Annotated in this window: 14 protein-coding genes and 2 pseudogenes; 10 read left to right on the top strand and 6 right to left on the bottom strand. The window is 62.2% G+C overall.

The genetic code is table 11. From position 1 onward, the window contains the following. Nucleotides 1-5: 5 nt before the first annotated feature. The 7 genes from C7411_RS17350 to oxlT all read left to right on the top strand — a co-directional run bounded on the left by C7411_RS17350 (nt 6) and on the right by oxlT (nt 8,700). Entirely contained in the window at nt 6-839 is an 834-nt protein-coding gene (locus C7411_RS17350) for a branched-chain amino acid ABC transporter permease (RefSeq protein WP_207786545.1), read from the top strand. Nucleotides 840-852: 13 nt separating this feature from the next. Continuing rightward, entirely contained in the window at nt 853-2,694 is a 1,842-nt protein-coding gene (locus C7411_RS17345; RefSeq protein WP_110385487.1) for a branched-chain amino acid ABC transporter ATP-binding protein/permease, read from the top strand. Nucleotides 2,695-2,747: 53 nt separating this feature from the next. Beyond that, nucleotides 2,748-3,401 (top strand): branched-chain amino acid ABC transporter ATP-binding protein, encoded by a 654-nt coding sequence (locus tag C7411_RS17340; protein ID WP_243413197.1) that lies wholly within the window; start codon nt 2,748-2,750, stop codon nt 3,399-3,401. A gap of 20 nt (nt 3,402-3,421) precedes the next feature. Continuing rightward, on the top strand, nt 3,422-4,348 hold the full coding sequence (locus C7411_RS17335) for a DUF1028 domain-containing protein (protein WP_110385485.1): 927 nt from the start codon (nt 3,422-3,424) through the stop codon (nt 4,346-4,348). Next, nucleotides 4,345-5,742, top strand: a complete 1,398-nt coding sequence (locus C7411_RS17330) for an amidase (protein WP_110385484.1) — start codon at nt 4,345-4,347, stop codon at nt 5,740-5,742. Before C7411_RS17335 ends, C7411_RS17330 begins: the two co-directional genes overlap by 4 nt. After that, complete coding sequence (locus tag C7411_RS17325; RefSeq protein ID WP_110385483.1) at nt 5,739-6,578, top strand: nitrilase family protein; 840 nt, start codon at nt 5,739-5,741, stop codon at nt 6,576-6,578. Before C7411_RS17330 ends, C7411_RS17325 begins: the two co-directional genes overlap by 4 nt. A gap of 844 nt (nt 6,579-7,422) precedes the next feature. Next, the gene (oxlT, locus tag C7411_RS17320) at nt 7,423-8,700 is read left to right on the top strand and encodes an oxalate/formate MFS antiporter (RefSeq protein WP_110385482.1); all 1,278 of its coding nucleotides are present in this window, start codon (nt 7,423-7,425) and stop codon (nt 8,698-8,700) included. Between the two features lie 106 nt (nt 8,701-8,806). On the opposite strand, the gene C7411_RS17315 is transcribed toward oxlT, so the two are convergent. Next, entirely contained in the window at nt 8,807-9,178 is a 372-nt protein-coding gene (locus tag C7411_RS17315) for a RidA family protein (protein WP_110385596.1), read from the bottom strand. Between the two features lie 132 nt (nt 9,179-9,310). Between C7411_RS17315 and C7411_RS17310 the strand changes: the two genes are divergently transcribed. Then, nucleotides 9,311-11,713, top strand: a complete 2,403-nt coding sequence (locus tag C7411_RS17310) for an acetamidase/formamidase family protein (RefSeq protein ID WP_110385481.1) — start codon at nt 9,311-9,313, stop codon at nt 11,711-11,713. Between the two features lie 9 nt (nt 11,714-11,722). Here the strand turns inward: C7411_RS17310 and C7411_RS17305 are convergent. The 4 genes and pseudogenes from C7411_RS17305 to C7411_RS39135 all read right to left on the bottom strand — a co-directional run. Beyond that, nucleotides 11,723-12,961 (bottom strand): annotated as a pseudogene (locus tag C7411_RS17305) (acetamidase/formamidase family protein); the annotation flags it as partial. A gap of 34 nt (nt 12,962-12,995) precedes the next feature. Next, nucleotides 12,996-14,582, bottom strand: coding sequence for an amino acid ABC transporter permease/ATP-binding protein (locus tag C7411_RS17300; RefSeq protein ID WP_110385479.1), 1,587 nt, complete (start codon nt 14,580-14,582; stop codon nt 12,996-12,998). A 1-nt stretch (nt 14,583) separates the two neighbouring features. Next, nucleotides 14,584-15,525 carry an ABC transporter substrate-binding protein gene (locus tag C7411_RS17295; RefSeq protein ID WP_243413196.1) on the bottom strand — a complete coding sequence of 314 codons (942 nt, stop codon included), beginning with the start codon at nt 15,523-15,525 and terminating at the stop codon, nt 14,584-14,586. Between the two features lie 153 nt (nt 15,526-15,678). After that, nucleotides 15,679-15,787, bottom strand: a pseudogene (locus C7411_RS39135) (IS21-like element helper ATPase IstB); the annotation flags it as partial. Between the two features lie 111 nt (nt 15,788-15,898). On the opposite strand from C7411_RS39135, the gene C7411_RS17285 reads away from it, so the two are divergent. Together C7411_RS17285 and C7411_RS17280 are read left to right on the top strand one after the other, a co-directional pair. Beyond that, on the top strand, nt 15,899-17,209 hold the full coding sequence (locus C7411_RS17285; RefSeq protein ID WP_110385478.1) for an NAD(P)/FAD-dependent oxidoreductase: 1,311 nt from the start codon (nt 15,899-15,901) through the stop codon (nt 17,207-17,209). After that, nucleotides 17,154-17,699: a DUF1446 domain-containing protein gene (locus C7411_RS17280; RefSeq protein ID WP_258365428.1), complete on the top strand. Its 546-nt coding sequence runs from the start codon at nt 17,154-17,156 to the stop codon at nt 17,697-17,699. The genes C7411_RS17285 and C7411_RS17280 overlap by 56 nt, the downstream gene beginning before the upstream one ends. An 82-nt stretch (nt 17,700-17,781) precedes the next feature. Here the strand turns inward: C7411_RS17280 and C7411_RS17275 are convergent, their stop codons facing one another. Further along, entirely contained in the window at nt 17,782-18,528 is a 747-nt protein-coding gene (locus C7411_RS17275) for a COG4705 family protein (protein ID WP_110385477.1), read from the bottom strand.

Here is an 18,528-nt window from a genome sequence, read left to right as displayed (position 1 = left end):
CAATGCTGAACCTTGGGCTTGATGTCGTCACCACGGCGGCCATCCTGTTCATCGTCTCGGCGGGGCTGTTGATGGTCTTCGGCGTCATGAAGATCATCAACTTCTCGCATGGGGCGTTCCTTACCACCGGCGGCTATGCCAGCGTCATCGTCGCTCACGCCGGCCTCAACTGGTGGTGGGGCGTGCCGTGTGCGCTGGCTATCGGCTTCGTGGCAGGTATGGCGGTTGAGCGTTTCATTGTCCGTCCACTATACGCACGGCCACTCGACGCGATTCTGGCAACCTGGGGACTAGGCATCATTGTGAGCCAGATCATCACGCTGATCTTCGGGCGCGGCGTGCAGATGGTGGCCAGTCCTGTAGATGGCGCCATATCGCTTGCCGGCGCGCACTACTCGGCCTACCGATTGATCCTCGTCGGCGTGGCTGTGCTGATCGCACTCGCGCTTGGGTGGTTGCTCAACGGTACGCGGCTCGGCTTGCAGACACGCGCGGTCATCATGAACGAAGCGCTCGCGCGCGGTCTCGGCATCAGCAGTTCGCGGGTGCGCTTCATGACGTTCTCCACCGGCGCTGCGCTGGCATCAGCCGCGGGTTGCCTGATCACGCCGCTTGCCAGCGTCGATCCGAACATGGGCGTGCCGTGGATCGTCGGCGCGTTCATGCTCGTGCTGGTGTCCGGATCGTCGCTCGTCAGTCTCGCGGTTGCGAGTGTGGTGCTAGGGGGCGCTCAGGTCCTGGTCAGCACTTTCGTCAATCCCGTGCTCGGCGGCCTGACTATCGCGGTTCTGGCCGCCTTGCTGTTGCGCATTCGACCGGAGGGCTTTGCACGTGGCTGATCCCGTTACCACCATGCCGCTACGCAACGCCGCCTCTTCGTCGTGGAAGGCACCGTTTTCGTTCGGCGTGGTCGCCCTCCTCCTACTCGCGGTATGCAGCATTACGTTGCCGACCTTCCTCGTCAACAACCTGATCCGCGCGTTTCTGTATGCGGCAGTTGCACTGACCGTCGATCTGCTATGGGGCTATACCGGCATCCTCACGTTCGGGCAGTCGGCTTTCTTCGGTATTGGCGCCTACGCGGCGGGTCTGGTATTCACCCACGCTGGTTTTTCGTTTCCGCACGCGGCCGCTGCGCTCGCCGCCGGGCTTGTTGCGGCATGGATCGTGTCGCGCGCGGTCGGCTGGTTGGCGTTTTATCATGGAGCGTCACCGCTCTATGCGTCGGTCGTCACGCTGGTTTTGCCGATCGTGCTCGTCCAGGGAATCTATTCGGGTGGTGAGTTCACGGGCTCGAGCAGCGGCCTGTCTGGTTTCGACAGCTTCGATATTCCACTCGAAGCCTGGTTCTTCATCGCGGGCGCATCGCTGATTCTGCTGACGGTCGCGGCATGGATGTTCGTGCGCAGCGATGCGGGTCGGTTGCTGGTCGCAATCCGCGAGAACGAAGCGCGCTGCGAGTATCTCGGCATCAATGTGTCGCGCTACAAGGCGCGCCTGATGGACACGTGCGCGGTGATCGCCGCGTTCGCCGGTTTTTTGTTTGCCTGTGTACAAATGGTGGTCGCGCCGGAATACGCCGGTTTTGTGTTCGGCACCGAACTGGTGATCTGGGTGGCGCTGGGCGGCCGCGGGTCGCTGATCGGACCGACTATCGGCGCGATGTCGATCGACGTGGGAAGCGCCTATCTGAGCGGCAATCTGCCTTACGTGTGGACGCTGCTGGTAGGTGTGGCGTTCGTCGTCGTCATCGTCGCCATGCCGCGCGGACTTGGGCCGCTAGTGGCCGGCGCAGCGCGGCAGGCGTTGCCGAGGCGCCGGCTTGCAGCGCCGCCGGTAGTCTTCGCAACCGCCCCGCCGCGCGACGGGAATGCGGCTGATCACACGGCTGACAGCACGACTGACAATGCGACCGGCAACGCCGGGCCAGCCCTTTCGCTCAGGAACGTGCAGAAGCATTTCGGCAGTCTCAAGGTACTGGAAGATATCAGCTTCGATGCGCACGCCGGGGAATTGCTCAGCCTGATTGGACCGAACGGCGCGGGCAAGAGTACGCTGATGCGCTGCATCGCGGACGGCGCGGAACGCTCGGGCGGCACGGTCGAGATCGGAGGCACGGAGATCCGCACCCTCGCGCCCTATGACTGCGTTGCGCTGGGCGTTGGCCGCAAGTTCCAGACGGCGACGGTGTTCGAGTCCCTGAGCGTCGCCGAGGCGTTGCGCATTGCGCGTTACCGGGTCGCACCGCCGTCGCAGTGGCGGCGCGATGCGACGCTCGAACTTCCGCAACCGGCACTCGACGTCTTGCGGCTGACCGGCCTCGACCGGATCGCGGAACGCGAATGCCGTTATCTGTCGCACGGACAGAAGCAGGCGCTAGAGCTTGCGATGGTGCTGGCGCTCGAACCGCGAACAGTGTTGCTGGACGAGCCTACCGCGGGTCTGACGAAGCAGGAGCGCACGCAGATTGGCGAAATCTTCGTCGCGCTGTCGACTCGATATCTGATGTGTCTATTGCTGGTGGAGCATGACCTCGACTTCGTGCAGCAGATCAGTACGCGCATCGTAGTACTGCATCAAGGGCGCATTGTGATGGACGGCGGCGTCGACGAGGTGGTCAACTCCGAGCTCGTGCGCGCGGTGTACGCGGGCGAGACCCACTCTGCTGCCAATCCTTCGGAGCGCGAAGCATGAATGCACCCCCGGTAATCCAGGTCGATGCGCTGCAAAGCGGCTATGGTGAGGCGATGGTGCTGAAGGGCCTGAACCTCACGCTCGCGCGCGGCGAGGTCGTCGCGATTCTCGGCAAAAACGGCATGGGCAAATCCACCTTGCTGAAGACGCTGATGGGTTTCATTCGTCCCAGGAGCGGTGACGTCGCGCTGTTCGGCGAGAAGACCACCGGCGAGTCGCCGAACCGGGTTGCGCGACGGGACGTCGCCTACATCCCGCAGGAAAAGACCTTGTTTCAGGATCTCTCCGTCGAGGAGAACCTGAAGCTGGCGCTGCTGCGCGACCGCGATTTCAAGCCGCTGTTCGAACACATCGAGGATCTGTTTCCGTTTCTGAAGGACCGCCTCAAGCAGAAGGCCGGCACGCTTTCCGGTGGCGAGGGGAAAATGCTCCTCGTCGCACGTGCGCTGATTCGCCAGCCGAAGCTGATTCTGATCGACGAGATCACCGAGGGCATGCAACCGTCCGTGATCGAACGGCTGGTCGGCATTCTCGGCCGCCAGCGGGACAGCGCCGGGACGACCATGCTGCTGGTCGAGCAGCATGTGCGGTTCGCCTTTGCCGTCGCCAACCGTTACGCAGTGCTTGAACTCGGCGAGATTTCCGCCACAGGCGAAACGGTGGATGCATCGGCGCATGCGACCGTTTCACGTTTCCTGTCGCTGTAACACAAAGGGGAAGACTCACCATGACATTTTCCATTGTCGCCCGCTGCCCCCGCAGCGAAGCGCTGGGCGTGGCAGTCAGTACGGCCGTACCAGCGGTCGGCGCGGTATGCGTCTATCTGCGCGCGGGTGTGGGCGCGGTGTCGACTCAGGCGTGGGTAAATCCGTATCTGGCGCTCAACGCGCTCGATTTGCTGGACCAGGGTACGAATGCCGAAAATGCCCTTGCGCAAGTGTTGGAAGACGATCCTGCAGCAGCCCTGCGGCAAGTCGGCATTGTCGGCGCCGATGGGCAAAGCGCGGCGTGGACGGGCTCACAATGCACCTGTTGGGCCGGGCAACTGAACGGCCCAAGCTGGTCGATTCAGGGCAACATGCTGACCGGCTCCGCCACGCTCGAGGCGATGCGAGAGGCGTTCGAGACCAGCGGCGAACACTCGCTTGCAGAACGCCTGATGCGCGCGCTCGAAGCGGGGCAAGCCGCGGGCGGCGACAAGCGGGGCCGGCAATCGGCGGCGCTGAAAGTGGTGCACCGTGAGGCTTACGCACTGCTCGACTTGCGGGTCGACGAACACCACGACCCAATCGCAGAACTCAGGCGCGTCTTCGAGGTAGCGCAACGGCAGTTTGTGCCGTTCGTCGAAGGGATGCCGACGCGCGACGTCCCCGGGCGCGCGCCGCCCGCCGACGTGGTCGACCTGCTGTTGACCCCACCGCAATCGAGGCCGGGAGCGTCAGAGCATCCGAACGCCGAGATGCAGGTGCTCGGTCGCTGGCTGGGCGTTGAATTCGCCGCGGATCGCACAGCGCACAACCTGGCTACCTACCGCGCAATCCTGGAGGAGATCAACAAGCTGCGCACGCTCGATTTGTCGGCGCTTCATCCGGCGGTCATTTTCGACCCAGTACGCACCTATGCGGAACCTTCCTTCAGGACGGGCGAGGCATGAACGACGATCTCACCGCGCTTTCCGCGCGCATCGAATCGGGCGAAGTTTCGCCGGTCGAGGTCATGGAGGCTTTGCTCACGCGCATAGCAAAGCTCGATCCGGCCGTGATGGCCTACGAGTGGCTCAATCCGGCGGCGCTTGCCGAAGCCGACCGGTGCACACAAGAACTGACGCAGGGCCTGCGGCGTGGACCGCTGCATGGCGTCCCGATTGCGGTCAAGGACAACTATCTCACGGCCGACATGCCGACCACCGCGGGCAGCCGTGCGCCCGGCTATACCTTTGCCAATGAGGACTCTGCTGCGGTTGCGCGCTTGCGGGCGGCCGGCGCGGTATTGATCGGCAAGACCCGCACGCACGAGTTTGCATGGGGCACCGAGACGCCGCCCACGCGTAATCCGTGGGATCCATCACGTATTCCCGGCGGTTCGAGCGGCGGTTCCGGTGCGGCGCTCGCTGCGCGGATGGCCTACGGCGCGCTCGGGTCCGATACGGGTGGCTCCATCCGGATTCCAGCGAGTCTATGCGGCGTAGTCGGTCTGAAGCCCACGTTTGGACGCGTCAGCCGTGCAGGCATCGTGCCGCATAGCTGGTCGCTCGACCATGCAGGGCCGCTCGCGCTGTCGGTGCGCGATGCCGCGCTTTTGCTCAATGTCCTTGCGGGACATGATGTCCGCGACCCGGGCAGCGCCGCTGTGTCCGTGCCCGATTACACCGCGTCGCTGAACGACGGCATCGCTGGCATGCGCATAGGTGTATGCCGCAATCACTTCTTCGGGGAAAACGAGGCCGAAGTCGAAGCGCAGGTCGAGCACGCGATTGCGGACCTCGCCGGTCTGGGCGCGCAGGTGGTCGATTTCGAAGTGCCCAATCTGAAGTACGGTCTGGGCGCTATCTTCGCGATCGAACTGGCCTCATCCAGCGCCTATCATGATCGAGGATTGCAGCGCGGCGCCAGCGCCGCAATGGCCGACGACGTGCGCACGCTCGTCGAAATCGGCCGTATGGTATCGGCGTCGGATTATTTGAAGGCCGAGCAACTGCGTGCATCCCTGATCGAAGATTTCAAGTGCGTACTCGAGCGCATCGACGTGGTAGTAGTGCCGGCCTCGCCGGTCACCGCATGGCAGCGTGGCCAGACCACGGTCGTGACCGGAGGCAAGGAGGAGAGCCCTCTTGCAGCATCGTGGCGCCACACGTATCCGTTCAATCTGACCGGTTTGCCGGCACTGTCCCTGCCCTGCGGCTTCGATTCGCGCGGCTTGCCGATCGGCCTGCAGATTGCCGGTAAGCCTTTCGATGAGACCACCATCCTGCGCGTCGCACGGACCTATGAGGGTGTGCACAAGTGGAACGAGATGCGCTCGCCCCTTGCGACGAGTATTCAGCCATGAAAACAGGTCACGAGAGCAAGCTGTGTGTGGCATGCGTCCAGATGCGCCCGGAAGTGGGGGCCAAGGCGCGTAACGTATCGCACTCGTTGGAACTGATCGAACAGGCGCATGCATGCGGCGCACGGCTGATCGTGCTGCCGGAACTGTGCAATTCGGGTTATGTGTTCGAATCGCGGGAAGAAGCGTTTGCATTCTCAGAGTCCCTTGCGGACGGCGACACCATTCGAACTTGGGCCACGCTTGCCGCTCAGCTCGGCGTAACGCTGGTGGCCGGCTATGCGGAGCGTGACGGCGACGCGCTCTACAACGCGGCAGCAGTAATCGGCCCGCGTGGCGTGCTGGGTAACTACCGGAAGATGCACCTGTGGGGCAACGAACATCTCTATTTCGAGCCGGGCAACCTCGGCACGCCGGTGTTCCATACACCGTTTGGTCGCGTGGCCTGCGCGATCTGCTACGACATCTGGTTCCCTGAAGTGTTCCGGATGGCGGCACGCGGCGGGGCCGACATCCTGTGTGTGCCGACCAACTGGGTGCCGATGCCCGGGCAACCGGCAGAACTGCCGGTAATGGCCAACCTGCTGGCGATGGCCGGAGCGCATTCGAACGGACTGTTCGTGGCAGCCGCCAACCGCGTGGGCGTCGAACGCGGCCAGCCGTTTCTCGGCCGCAGTCTGATTGTCGACTCCCAGGGGTGGCCGGCAGCCGGTCCGGCCAGCTCAGCCGACGAAGAGATTCTCGTCGCTCCCGTGAATCTCGCCGACGCGCGCCGGCACCGGCAATTGAATGCGTTTAACCACGTGCTGCGGGATCGTCGTGCCGACATCTACGAATAGTCGTGGAAAAACGCATAACGTTCATTGTCGGCTGCGCAACGGCCGGTCATTTGCACGCCCGCTCACTTTCGAATCTCGAGAACTCCGGCTTCGTCGCAGTAAGCGTCACCCCTATCAATCAACTGGTTGCGGGTTTCGATCAAAATCGTGGTAGTTATTCTTAAGGATTGCGAAGTCTGTGCGGAATGGGGAGCATTGGAAACGCGCGATGCGCAAGCATGTTCTCTTACGCGAAGTTGCGTCGATGACGCGCACGAGCGACGTCTCGGCGCGAGCGGTGAAGCTCGGCGCGCTTTGCCATAAGCTCTTCCAGGTGTCGAAGACTCGGCGGACAGGTCTCGTCTACGATGATTGTCTCGACGAAACTAACGACGTGTACTGTGGCAGTTCTCGAAGCCATTCGCGCCATCGATAGCGAAACGCCAATCGCCCGGAATGCCTCTCACATTCATCGCAGCAAATCAGAGATACGCAAGTTGACCTTGCACCGTCTGCATGCCGTGCGCACCGATTCCGTCATCTCCGCACCATCCACGAGCATCGTTGACAATTGAGATCGCCACAATTGAGATCGCCACAACCGTAACGTCGTCACATTCCACCCCCACCGCGAGACCACGGGGCGCCAGCATATTGCCAGATCGTGCTGGCACGATTCTCGCTCGCGTCGACAGCCATGTACGCGGAATCAGTCCGCCGGCAACGACGGACACCTCGCCCTTCAAAGGGCTCTTCTACGCGCCGCGTGGTTGCGTGCCATCACCTGGCGGCCACGACCGGATAGGCACGTGACCGCAGCCATCGGGCCGCCCGAGGCATTTCCTCCGACCTTGACACCTACGCGATGAACACCGTGAACACATCGGCGCTCCCCGGCGCCAAACTGGTCGAGCGGCACCGCTGGGGGCAGCTCGCACTCGGCCTGGTCTGCATGATGGCCATCTCAAGTCCGCAGTACGTGTGGACGTTAATGACGAAGCCTCTCATGGCCAAGCTTGGCGTTGGACTGCCCGAGCTGCAGGTGACGTTTTCGATTCTCGTGCTCTTGCAAGCGTTCTTCTCGCCAGTGCAGGGAGCGCTGATCGACCGTTTCGGGCCGCGCATGCTGATCTCGATCGGCACCGCGCTGACCGGACTGAGCTGGTACCTCGCGTCGCACGCGCAAGGCGTGATCGGCCTCTATCTGACGTATGGTGGCGTGGGCGGTATCGGGACCGGCATCGTCTATGTCGGCGTGGTCGGTTTGATGGTCCGCTGGTTTCCCGAGCGCCGCGGCTTTGCCGCGGGTATCGCAGCCGCGGGCTACGGCATGGGCGCGATCATCACGACGTTCCCGATTTCGGCCTCACTCGTCACACGCGGGATCGACGGCACGCTCGGTTTGTATGGCATCCTCATCGCCGTGGTGGGCCTGGCCGCCTCGCAAGGGCTGCGCATGCCGCCCGGCGAAAGCGTCGCTCCGCACATCCAGGCAGAGACCTTGGCCGGCACGCGGACCGCGCCTGACTACCGGCCTACACAAATGTTGCGCACGCCGCTGTTCTGGCTCATGTTCGTCATGATGACCATGATGGCCACCTCGGGCTTGATGGTGACGTCGCAAATGGCGATATTCGCAGCCGACTTCGGCGTGAGCAAGGTGCTCGTGTTCGGCCTCGCAGCGTTGCCTCTGGCATTAACGATCGACCGCTTCACGAATGGTCTGACGAGACCGCTTTTCGGCTGGGTGTCCGACCGCTTGGGACGCGAAAACACGATGGGCTTCGCGTTCGCTCTCGAAGGTATCGCGATGTTCCTCTGGTTGCTGACGCGCGAGGACGCCATGATGTTCGTACTCCTCTCCGGTGTGGTCTTCTTCGGCTGGGGCGAAATCTTCTCGCTATTCCCCTCCACGCTCACCGATACGTTCGGAACCCGCAACGCGACTGCCAACTACGGCTGGCTTTATATTTCGTTTGGTATCGGTTCCATCTTCGGTGGTCCGCTCGCCGCGCTCCTGCATCAGCACACGGGTAGCTGGATTCCGGTTTTCGGGTGCGCGATTACGCTGGACATCACGACTGCCCTGCTCGCGCTCTTTGTCCTCAAGCCTGCGCGCAAACGCTTTCTGCGCAGACACTGAGCCCCCTCGACAACGCAAGGCAGGCGCCGGGCCGCCCGGATGCTATGCACACTCCATGCTGGAGCAAGCGCAACATCCAGACGAACCGGCTCAAGCCAACCTCCAACTATCGCCGCGCGACGAAATCGATCTCAACGCGCGCATCTTTCGCGAGGCCGGTGACGCCAATACAGGTCCGTGCGGGAAAGCGTCCGGCCTGGAAGTAAGTGCTGTACACCGCATTCATTCGATCGTAATCCTCACGGAAATGCGTGAGAAACACGCGCGCGCAAACCACGTGCGAAAGATCGAGGCCGCAGCCCGCCAGTACCGTTTTCAGGTTGGCCATAACGGCGTGTGTCTGCGCTTCGATGCCTTCAGGGTACTGACTGTCGATTGAAGATTCCGTAAACGGCATCTGCCCGGTCACGAACACCCAGCCCTCGCATTCGACAGCATGGCTGAAGGGTGCAACCGGGTCCGGTGCGCCGGCAATCATGTGGAACAACGGGTTCATTGAAATACCTCCTGTATGGCGACAAGGAAAGTCAGGCCAGGCCGTAACGGCATGGCGCGAGTGAATGGCATGCCACCTGCCTCAGGCAAGCCGATAGAATAAAGGAGTCTTGAAGTGGAGATCGAGCGATTCACGACCGAATCCTGGCCAGTCCCGCAACGGGCCCACGTCTGGCGCGAGATATTGAAGCCGCATAGTCTGAGTCCAGCAATGGTGACGCGCGCGAACATACCCTTGTATGGCCTGCTGACCGCGGCGCGCACCGCACGAGGTGCGGCGCTCGTCCGTATCGCTTCGTCGCCCCAGACGTTGGCACGCATGCATGCAAACAGGGAAACCGATGACCGGTTCTGGCTCGCCCTGCACCAAGCCGGTCATGCGGAGTTCCATGACGGCACGCGTTCGTTCGAGTTGAGTCCCGGCGATATTGTCTTTGGACCTGCGCATCACACATTCGATCTGACTTTCCACTCGGACTTCCGGCAATTCCAGATCTCGCTGCCCGGAGCCGCGGTTCAGGCGCGGCTGCCCTGTGCCCGGAGCCTCTCCCCCGCACATCTGTCGGGCCAGGCCGGCCTGGGCCGCCTGCTGGCCGGCACACTGACTGGACTCGCGGATACCTTCGACACCCTGAACGACGAGCAGGTCGCCAGCGTCGAAAGCTCATTGTTCGACTACCTGGCTAGCAGTCTGAACGCGAGTGCCGACGATGCCGCCGCGGCAGCCGGCAAACACCAGGCCGCTGCACTGTATCGCGTCTGCCAGTTCATCGAAAATACGCTCAGCGATTCAACACTCTCGCTCACCATGGTGGCGTCCAGCCAGAATATGTCGGAGCGGCTCGTGCAAAAGCTCTTCGACGGAACCGGCCAGACCTTCACCGGTTACCTGCGCCAACGGCGGCTCGAGCGCTGTTGCTCGGATCTCGCCAATCGCCAGTATGGACACCTTTCTATTTCCGACATCTGCTTTCGCTGGGGATTCAACGACGCTGCGCACTTCAGCCACGCCTTCCGGGATCGCTACGGACTTTCGCCGCGCCAGTACCGCCGCCAGACCACCGAAGCAAGCGAACAGAAATTGCGTAAGCGCATTCAGCGCGGTTGGCCGCCGGGCTACTTCGAGCCTCAGACAGCCGCCGCGGCGCTTGATCCCGACACTGACGCATCCAGCGCACGCACCGGCGCTCATCCAGCCAGTGCCGCCGGGCCAGTGGCATCCGGCCGCCATTTTCATTTGCCAGCGACACCGGAAACCATCCATTGGGGCTATCTCAGCCGCGATATTGCGTCGGCGCTGACGATCGATTCCGGTGACATCGTCACTATCGAGACCTTGACCCAGCATGCGTACGACGACTATGAGCGCATGATAAAGGGCGACTCCGGCGCCGAACGCGTGTTTCAATGGACGCGAGAAGGCAAGGCCGTCGAACGCCGAGGTGCCGGGCCAACCGATGCATCGATCTACGGGCGTGGCAACGGCGAAGGCTTCGGCGTCCACATCTGCACGGGTCCGATCTACGTAAAGGAGGCGCAGCCCGGCGACGTCCTCGAAGTGCGCATCCTCGACATCGCACCGCGGCTCGCCGCCAATGCCAAATACGAGGGCCGCGCCTTCGGCAGCAATGCCGCGACGTGGTGGGGCTTTCACTACGACGACCTGCTCGAAGAGCCCAAGCCGCGCGAAGTCGTGACGATCTACGAGGTCAACTGCAGCGCGGGACAGAACTGCGCCCACGCAGTCTATAACTTTCGCTGGACAACTCAGCGCGACCCGCAAGGCGTCGAGCATCGGACGATCGATTACCCGGGTGTGCCCGTCGAGCGCGACTCCATTGTCGAAAATCACGGCGTGCTCGAAGGCGTGACGATTCCGGTGCGGCCGCATTTTGGCGTGGTCGCCCTGGCGCCTGCCGAGACAGGCCTCGTCGACTCCGTGCCCCCGTCCCATTTCGGCGGCAACATTGATAACTGGCGGGTCACCAAGGGCGCCACGCTTTACCTGCGTGTCGCAGCCGTTGGCGGTTTGCTTTCCGTTGGCGATCCGCATGCGTCCCAGGGTGACGGTGAACTGTGCGGCACGGCCATCGAGTGCTCGTTTACCGGCGTATTCCAGGTCATTCTCCACAAGGCCGAATCCCTCACCAGTGAACCGTTTGCCGATATCGACTACCCGCTCATCGAAACACCGGACGAATGGGTACTGCAGGGATTCTCGCATCCGAACTACCTGAAAGAGCTGGGCGAGCGCGCACCCAGCCTCGTGTACGAGCGATCCTCTCTCGACTCGGCGATGCGCGACGCCTTTCGGAAGACACGACGCTTCCTCATGACTGCATTCAGTTTGAGCGAGGACGAAGCCATATCGCTGATCTCCGTTGCCGTGGACTTTAGCGTCACGCAGGTCGTCAACGGCAACTGGGGCGTACATGCAGTGATCCGGAAATCGATGTTCACGCAACGACTCAATCGCCTGAACGCGGCACACTCTCAAGGAGGGGCCACGACCAGTTGATACACTCGCTTACCGCTCGGCGAATACGCTCTTGCGAATCGAGCCGTGGACGCCCCAATTCGCGTCGACCACCTGGGTTATGCCGAAATCGGCGGCAACCGAAAGCAGTGCGATCGCCTCGTCCTCGCTGAGCTTGTGCACCTGCATCAGGAAGCGACGCAGCTTGCGGAACGCGTCGCGCATCGCCTGGTCGAGCGACGCGTGTCCAGCAACGGTGGTCTGCCCTTCAGGTCCGAGCGCCGCCAGGTAGTTCGGGAACGTGAAGCCATACATCGACCACAATTCTTCGGTCTCGAGCATCGGATGATCGAGACCTTCCAGGATGGTCCCTGCGAGCGTGTGCTTCTTGTGCAGGATGAATTCGAATTCTCCGGTCAACGAGGTTTCGATCGCCGTGCCCCCGAGTTCACTGTCCCCCTGCGCCGCGTGCGGATCGCCCACCGAGAAATGTGCACCGGCCACGGCGACCGGGTAATACATGCGGGCGCCTTTTCCGGCGCGCCAGTCGTCGATGTTGCCGCCTGTGTAGCTCGGAGGAATGGAACTGACGTAATCCGCTTCCGCCGGCGCCACGCCCATCGTGCCGAAATGCAGACGCGCCGGTACCTTGACGTCACGCAGCACGTTCTCGCGCTTCTTCACGAGCTTATGGTCGACGCGTACGCCTGGATAGTCGATATTCGAATGCACCACGCCATCCGGGTCGGTTTGCGGCGTCCAGACATAGTTGTAAACCGCGCGGGCATACGGCTCGCCAGCGGTATCGAGTTCGAAGATCGTCACGACCTCGCGAGGTTTCGGCTCTTCGATCAAATCGCGGTAGTGAAAGCCCCACGAGGCTGCCACATTCGAGCCGAAGCAACGGCCCGCGAAGCAGGCACCGCAGCTCGGCCGCGGCTGCACGTCGACGATGCGCACTTCCAGCACGTCACCCGGCTCCGCGCCTTCGACAGCGACCGGGCCGGTCAGCAGATGTACGCCAATCCCTTCGCCCACACCGTACTGGAGCGGACCGGTTGTCGGACCCGCGCCGCGACGCGCTACCGCCTTGTATTCGGACGTCCAGGCAAACACCGACTCTGCGCCCGGATCGCCTTCGATCATGCGTTCGTAGTCGTCGTTTGCGTGGTGTGTGAGCGTCTCGATCGTGACACGCTCGCCGGAGCGCACGGTCAATGCGGGCGCAACGACCTTGCTGAAATAGCCCCAGTGCACGGTTTGCGGAGAAACACGCAGAATATGTTGCTTCATAGCCAGATTTCGAATCAGAAAGGGGTCACTGTCATTCGGCCGTCGTTACACTCAGGAATCGCGCAGTTTGCGAATGCTCCGGGTTTGTCAGAACCTTCTTCGCCGGTCCGCTTTCAAGAATGCGGCCCTCGGCGAGGAACACCACCCGGTCGGCCACCTCCGCTGCAAAGCGCAGCTGGTGGGTCGAAATGATCATCGTCAGTCCGTCTTCACGCGCGAGCTTGCCGATCACGTCGAGCACTTCATTCACCCGCTCCGGGTCGAGCGCCGATGTCGGCTCGTCGAGCAACAGCACCTCCGGATTGGGCGCGAGTGCGCGCGCAATGGCCACACGTTGCTGCTGGCCGCCAGACATGTGGCGCGGCAACGCGTCGGCGCGATGCGACAAGCCGACCCGCGCAAGCAGTTCGAGCGACCGGGCTTCGGCTTGTTCGCGCGACCAGCCGTGCACCCAGCGCAGTGGCCCCGCGATGTTTTCGCGCGCGCTCAGATGAGCGAACAGGTTGAACTGCTGGAACACCATCCCCACTCCAAGACTCGCCCGCTCGCGAGCCAGATCGGCAAGGCTCATCAACTGGCCGTCGGCCTTGTAGCCCAAACGCTTGCCTCGCACGTGAATCTGGCCAGCGTCCCAGTTTTCGAGGTGGTTAATGCAGCGCAGCAGCGTGCTCTTCCCCGAGCCGCTTGGACCGAGCAATGCCACGACTTCGCCCGCTGACACCGAGAGATTCAGATCGTCCAGAACGGTCTGCGCACCGTAGACCTTGCTCAATCCGCTCACGCGAACGACCACCGGGGCTTGTGCGATGCGTTCGGCGCGCTCGCTGGCCGCCTCTTGCGTTGCGCTTGCGGAGCGCGGCGCGACTGGCTCGACGGGTTCGGCTTTCACCACCGGCGCGATCGGTATGCCCGCGGGCTGCACGGCGCGCAGTAATGGAAGCCAGCGGGCCAGACCGCGCCCACTCCCGTGCCGGTCGAGATCGAATCGAGCTTCCACCATGACCTGCAACAGTCCGAGCAAGCCAGTCAGCACGAGATACATCAGCCCCGAGGCAAAGAAGATCGAGAAGAAGTCGAACGTCGTGGAAGCCAGTTGCGTGCTGCGCAACGTCAACTCCTGCACCGCGATCACGGACGCCAACGACGAGTTCTTCAACGTCGTGACCGCCTCGTTGCCGAGCGCCGGGATCAACGCGCGCAATGCCTGCGGAGCGACCACGCGGTGCATCAGCACGCCCGGCGTCATGCCCAGCGCCTGACCCGCCACCCGCTGGCCACGGTCGACACCAAGCACGCCAGCACGCAACATCTCCGCGATGAAAGTCGCTTCGTTGAACGCCAGCGCAACGCCCGCCGCGAGCAAACCCGGCAAGCGTATGCCGAGATATGGCAGCGCATCGTAGAAGAACACCATCTGCAGGATTAGCGGCGTGCCGCGAAACACAACGGAGTAGCCGCGTGCGAGCGTAGCGGCAAGACGCAGGCGGCTGAGCTGCATCGCAGCAAGAAATGCGCCGAGCACAAGGCCGCCGGCGAGGCCGATGCCCGTCGCGGCCAGCGTGAACTCGATACCCGCGATCAAATACGGCAGCGTCAGGTAGTGAAAAAACAGAGCCATTTCACTTCGCCAGGACCAGACGCGGGGCCTCCAGGTTTTCGACCGGGAGGTTGTTCTTCTTCAGCATGGCGGTTTGAACGCCCGACTTCTGCAGTACGTTCAGCGCATCGACAAACGCGGCGCGCATTTGCAGGTCGCCCTTCGGAACGGCGATGCCGACGGAATACGGAATCGTCACAGCGGTCGCTTTCTCGAGCTTTTCCGGATATGCCTTGACCGCGCCGTCGACCGTATTCACGTCGTTGATGTAGGTATCGGCACGGCCCGCCAGAATCGCCTGGATTGCGGTTTGATTGTTGTCGTAGAGCTGCACCTGCGCGTCACCCCTGCCCTGGGCTTTGCAGGTCGGCGCCAGCGCCTGGATCAGCGGCACCTCGACGTAGCCGGTATTCTCCGCGGCTGTCGTATCACACAGCGAGGCATTGATACCATTGATTTTCTTCGGATTGCCCTTCGCGACCAGCACGCCATCGAACACCTTCGAGTAGGTGATGAAATCGGCCGCCTTGGCTCGTTCTTCGGTTGCGTAGATATCGGAGATCACGAAATCAGCCTGTTTGGCCTGCAACGTGGGCAGCAGCGTGGCAAAAGCAACGGGCTTGTAGTCCACCTTGAAGCCCAGACAGGCACCAATCGTCTCGCCGAGATCCACGTCGAAACCGATATACCTGTCCGGACTCACCGGATCGACCGTTTCATACCCAGGCGTATGGGGATTGATTGCATTGGTCAGCGTCTTACCCCTGAATTGCGGATATTTCGCCTGCAACGCCGAGCATTCCGCCGCTGGCGGCGTCACCACAGCGGCCTGTGCGTGAGTGCACCACAGCAGTGCGATTGTGGCGCTACCGAATGCGCCAACAGCGCTGCAACGCAGTGCGTCGAGCCATGCGCATACGCGCGCCATGCCGCGGCTAATCCCGGCAAAAACCCCGTTCTTCATTCGATCGCTCCTGGGAGGGGCGGCGCCGGCAGACACCTTGTCCGCCATATTCGACCGCGTGAGTGCAGTGTAGGAAGGGAAAAAAAGACGGACTTGTGCGCACGCGCATGAATCCTTGAATGGCGCTTGAGCGTGAGTAGCGGAAACGGTGAGGAACAGAACGCTGGTCTTGGCCTGATCCTTGCGCGTGCGACAGGTCATCCAGGACGATCAGGTCGAAGCGATCGAGCTTAGCCAGCGCTGAAGACAACTGCAGGTTCTTGCCGCGCCACACACTATTTTGACAAATAAGGGTTATCCCTTACTCTTTGTCTATACCTGTCCAACAGAGGGTCCTGCGCAATTAGCGACAGAGCGACAACAGGGGAAGCACATGCAAGCACACACTGATCACAAGGTCGTCATCGTTGGTGGCGGCGCCGGTGGCCTTGAACTCGCCTCCCGCTTGGGGCGACGTTACGGTGCGGCACATGTCGCACTCGTTGACAGGAGCCCCGTGCACATCTGGAAGCCGACATTGCATGAAGTCGCGGCCGGTACGCTCGATATTCATAAGGAAGGCCTTCCATACGCAATGCTGGCGCGCAATTGTGGCTTCACGTTCGTGCCCGGCGAGATGCACCACATTGACCGGGACGCACGCATGGTGAATCTAGGTCAGGTGACATCGGAACACGGCGAGGATATGGCCCCGGCGCGCGCTATACCATATGACTCACTGGTTCTCGCAGTCGGCAGCAAATCCAACTTCTTCGGCACGCCGGGCGCGGCTGAGCACGCGATCGCGCTCGACTCGGTGACGCAGGCGGAGCGTTTCCGACGCAAGTTGCTTTGCGCGCTGCAGCGGGTCAACGTCGCGAAGCAGACTAACTCCAGCCAGCGCGTGAATATTGTCATCGTGGGCGGAGGGGCAACGGGTGTCGAACTCGCCGCCGAGCTTCGCGAAGCTTGCGCGAACATCGTCTCATATGGATTAACGAACCTGGACCCGCAAAGAGATGTGTGTCTCAGCGTGATCGAAGGCGCCCCTCGCATCCTGGCCGCGCTTCCGGAAAGGCTTTCTAATGCCGCCCATGCACAGCTATCAGCGCGCGGCGTCGACATACGGACACTTACCCGAATCTCCAGCGTCGGCCCGAGTGGTCTTGAAGACACGAGTGGAATTTTCTATCCCGCCGACATCTGCGTCTGGGCGGCAGGCATTGAAGCCCCAGCCTTCCTGGGGACTCTCGGACTCTCCACGAATCACCTGAATCAGGTCGTGGTCGACGAATTCCTGTGTACCGACGACCCTAACATATTTGCGATTGGCGACTGCGCCCAGGCACCGTGGACAGCGCAATCGAAGTCGGTTCCGGCTCGGGCACAGGCAGCGCATCAACAAGCGGGCTATCTCTGCTCGGAACTGGTATCGCGAATTCAGGGACGCCTGAGTCGTCAACGACCGTTCGAGTATCGTGACCGCGGCTCACTTGTCTCCGTAGGTCGAGGGGATGGCGTGGGAAGCCTGATGGGCGTGCTAACAGGAAGAGGCCTGTACGTGCAAGGCCGGCTCGCGCGGACGATGTATATGAGCCTTCACCTAATGCATCACCAGGCCGTAATTGGTACGGTACCTACCGTGCTAGGTGCGTTCGGCCGGCTGCTGCTCAAGCGCACGGCGCCGAGCGTCAAACTCCATTAAAGACACTCGACCGGCATTCCAGGCGGCGCTCGCCGCTGGCGTCGAACCCGTTGTGGCTGGGCGATGCAGCGATCCGGCGCTCCATGCGGCTATGCCGATCCAGGTGGGCCTGCCGCATGGGCCCGCCTGGCACGCGGGCAAGGTTGTCGAATGCGGCCCCTCGGTTTGCGAAAGGCCCGCACATGGCATGATCGTCGGCTATGTGCGGCCCGACGAAGTGGTGATCCAGCCAATCGGCCCAGGTTTGCGTTGCACGACACAATCCGTCGCCGCGCATAGTCTCTACGAGCATGCCGATCCGTTTTGCTTCACTGAGGCCTCCGGCGTACTGGATATCAGCGAAACCGTTTACGAACAGATCGACGAGACAAGCGTGCGGATACGGGGAAGCAAGTTCAGACCAGCCGAGCGGACCACCATCAAGCTCGAAGGCGCCGAACTCGTGGGGTATCAAAGCATCATGGTGGGCGGCATCCGCGATCCCGGCTGAGCGGTCACATCAATCCGATGTATCGACGGGTTGAATGTTCGCAGCGCTCACGCGACGCACCACGGTGTCGCAGGGATCCCGGTCAGGCGCGAGGGAGGCTTGATGCAGAAGCGTTTCTTCGGGCTGGCCGTGTCCGCAACACGAGTAACAAGACGGTCAGACCCGCTGCGGTCGTCGCCGTACTGGCTGGCAGTGACAGAAAGTACGCACAGATGTCACCGACGTTGGTGCCCCACCAGCGGATCGCGACCACGGCGATCCAGTAGCTCGCGATACCGGCTGAGCCGAGACGCGACCTGGCAGCCATCACCGCGAGCACGCCCAGCGTAGCCATCGACGCGGAAATCGGCACGCCGGTCTGAACCGGCCCAAATGCGTGGCCGAGGCCGTCCGCGATCACCGTACCGAGCGATCCCGCCATGAGCATCGTGAACCAGTATAGGCCGTCTGCAGACGGTAAAAAACTGCCCGCCGTGCTCTTTTCCCGATCTCGATCCAGTGCCACCGCCGCGATCAGGATCAGCGTCAACACCACCGCGGTGCCGGTGTAGGTCAAACGGGCAACGTCGATCGCGTAGTCGGCAATGTTGGTTGCCGCCGCACGTACGATGAGGATCGCGATCCAGTAGAACAGTTCGAACCCGCCCGACACCGCGCGTTCCACGACGAGTAGCAGAGCGAACATCATCGCCAGCATCGACAGGCCCGCAGCCGCTTTCATATTCAGAACATCGGGGATGATGTCGCCGAGGTTTGCACCGCACATGCTTGCTGTTGCCATGGCAAGCCAGTATCGCAGACCGGGTTGGGGAATCACTTTCAGCTGCAT

Origin of the sequence: Paraburkholderia silvatlantica (assembly GCF_003096715.1) — a bacterium.
GTDB classification, from domain to species: domain Bacteria; phylum Pseudomonadota; class Gammaproteobacteria; order Burkholderiales; family Burkholderiaceae; genus Paraburkholderia; species Paraburkholderia silvatlantica.
This window is presented reverse-complemented; position numbering and strand designations above follow the sequence as displayed.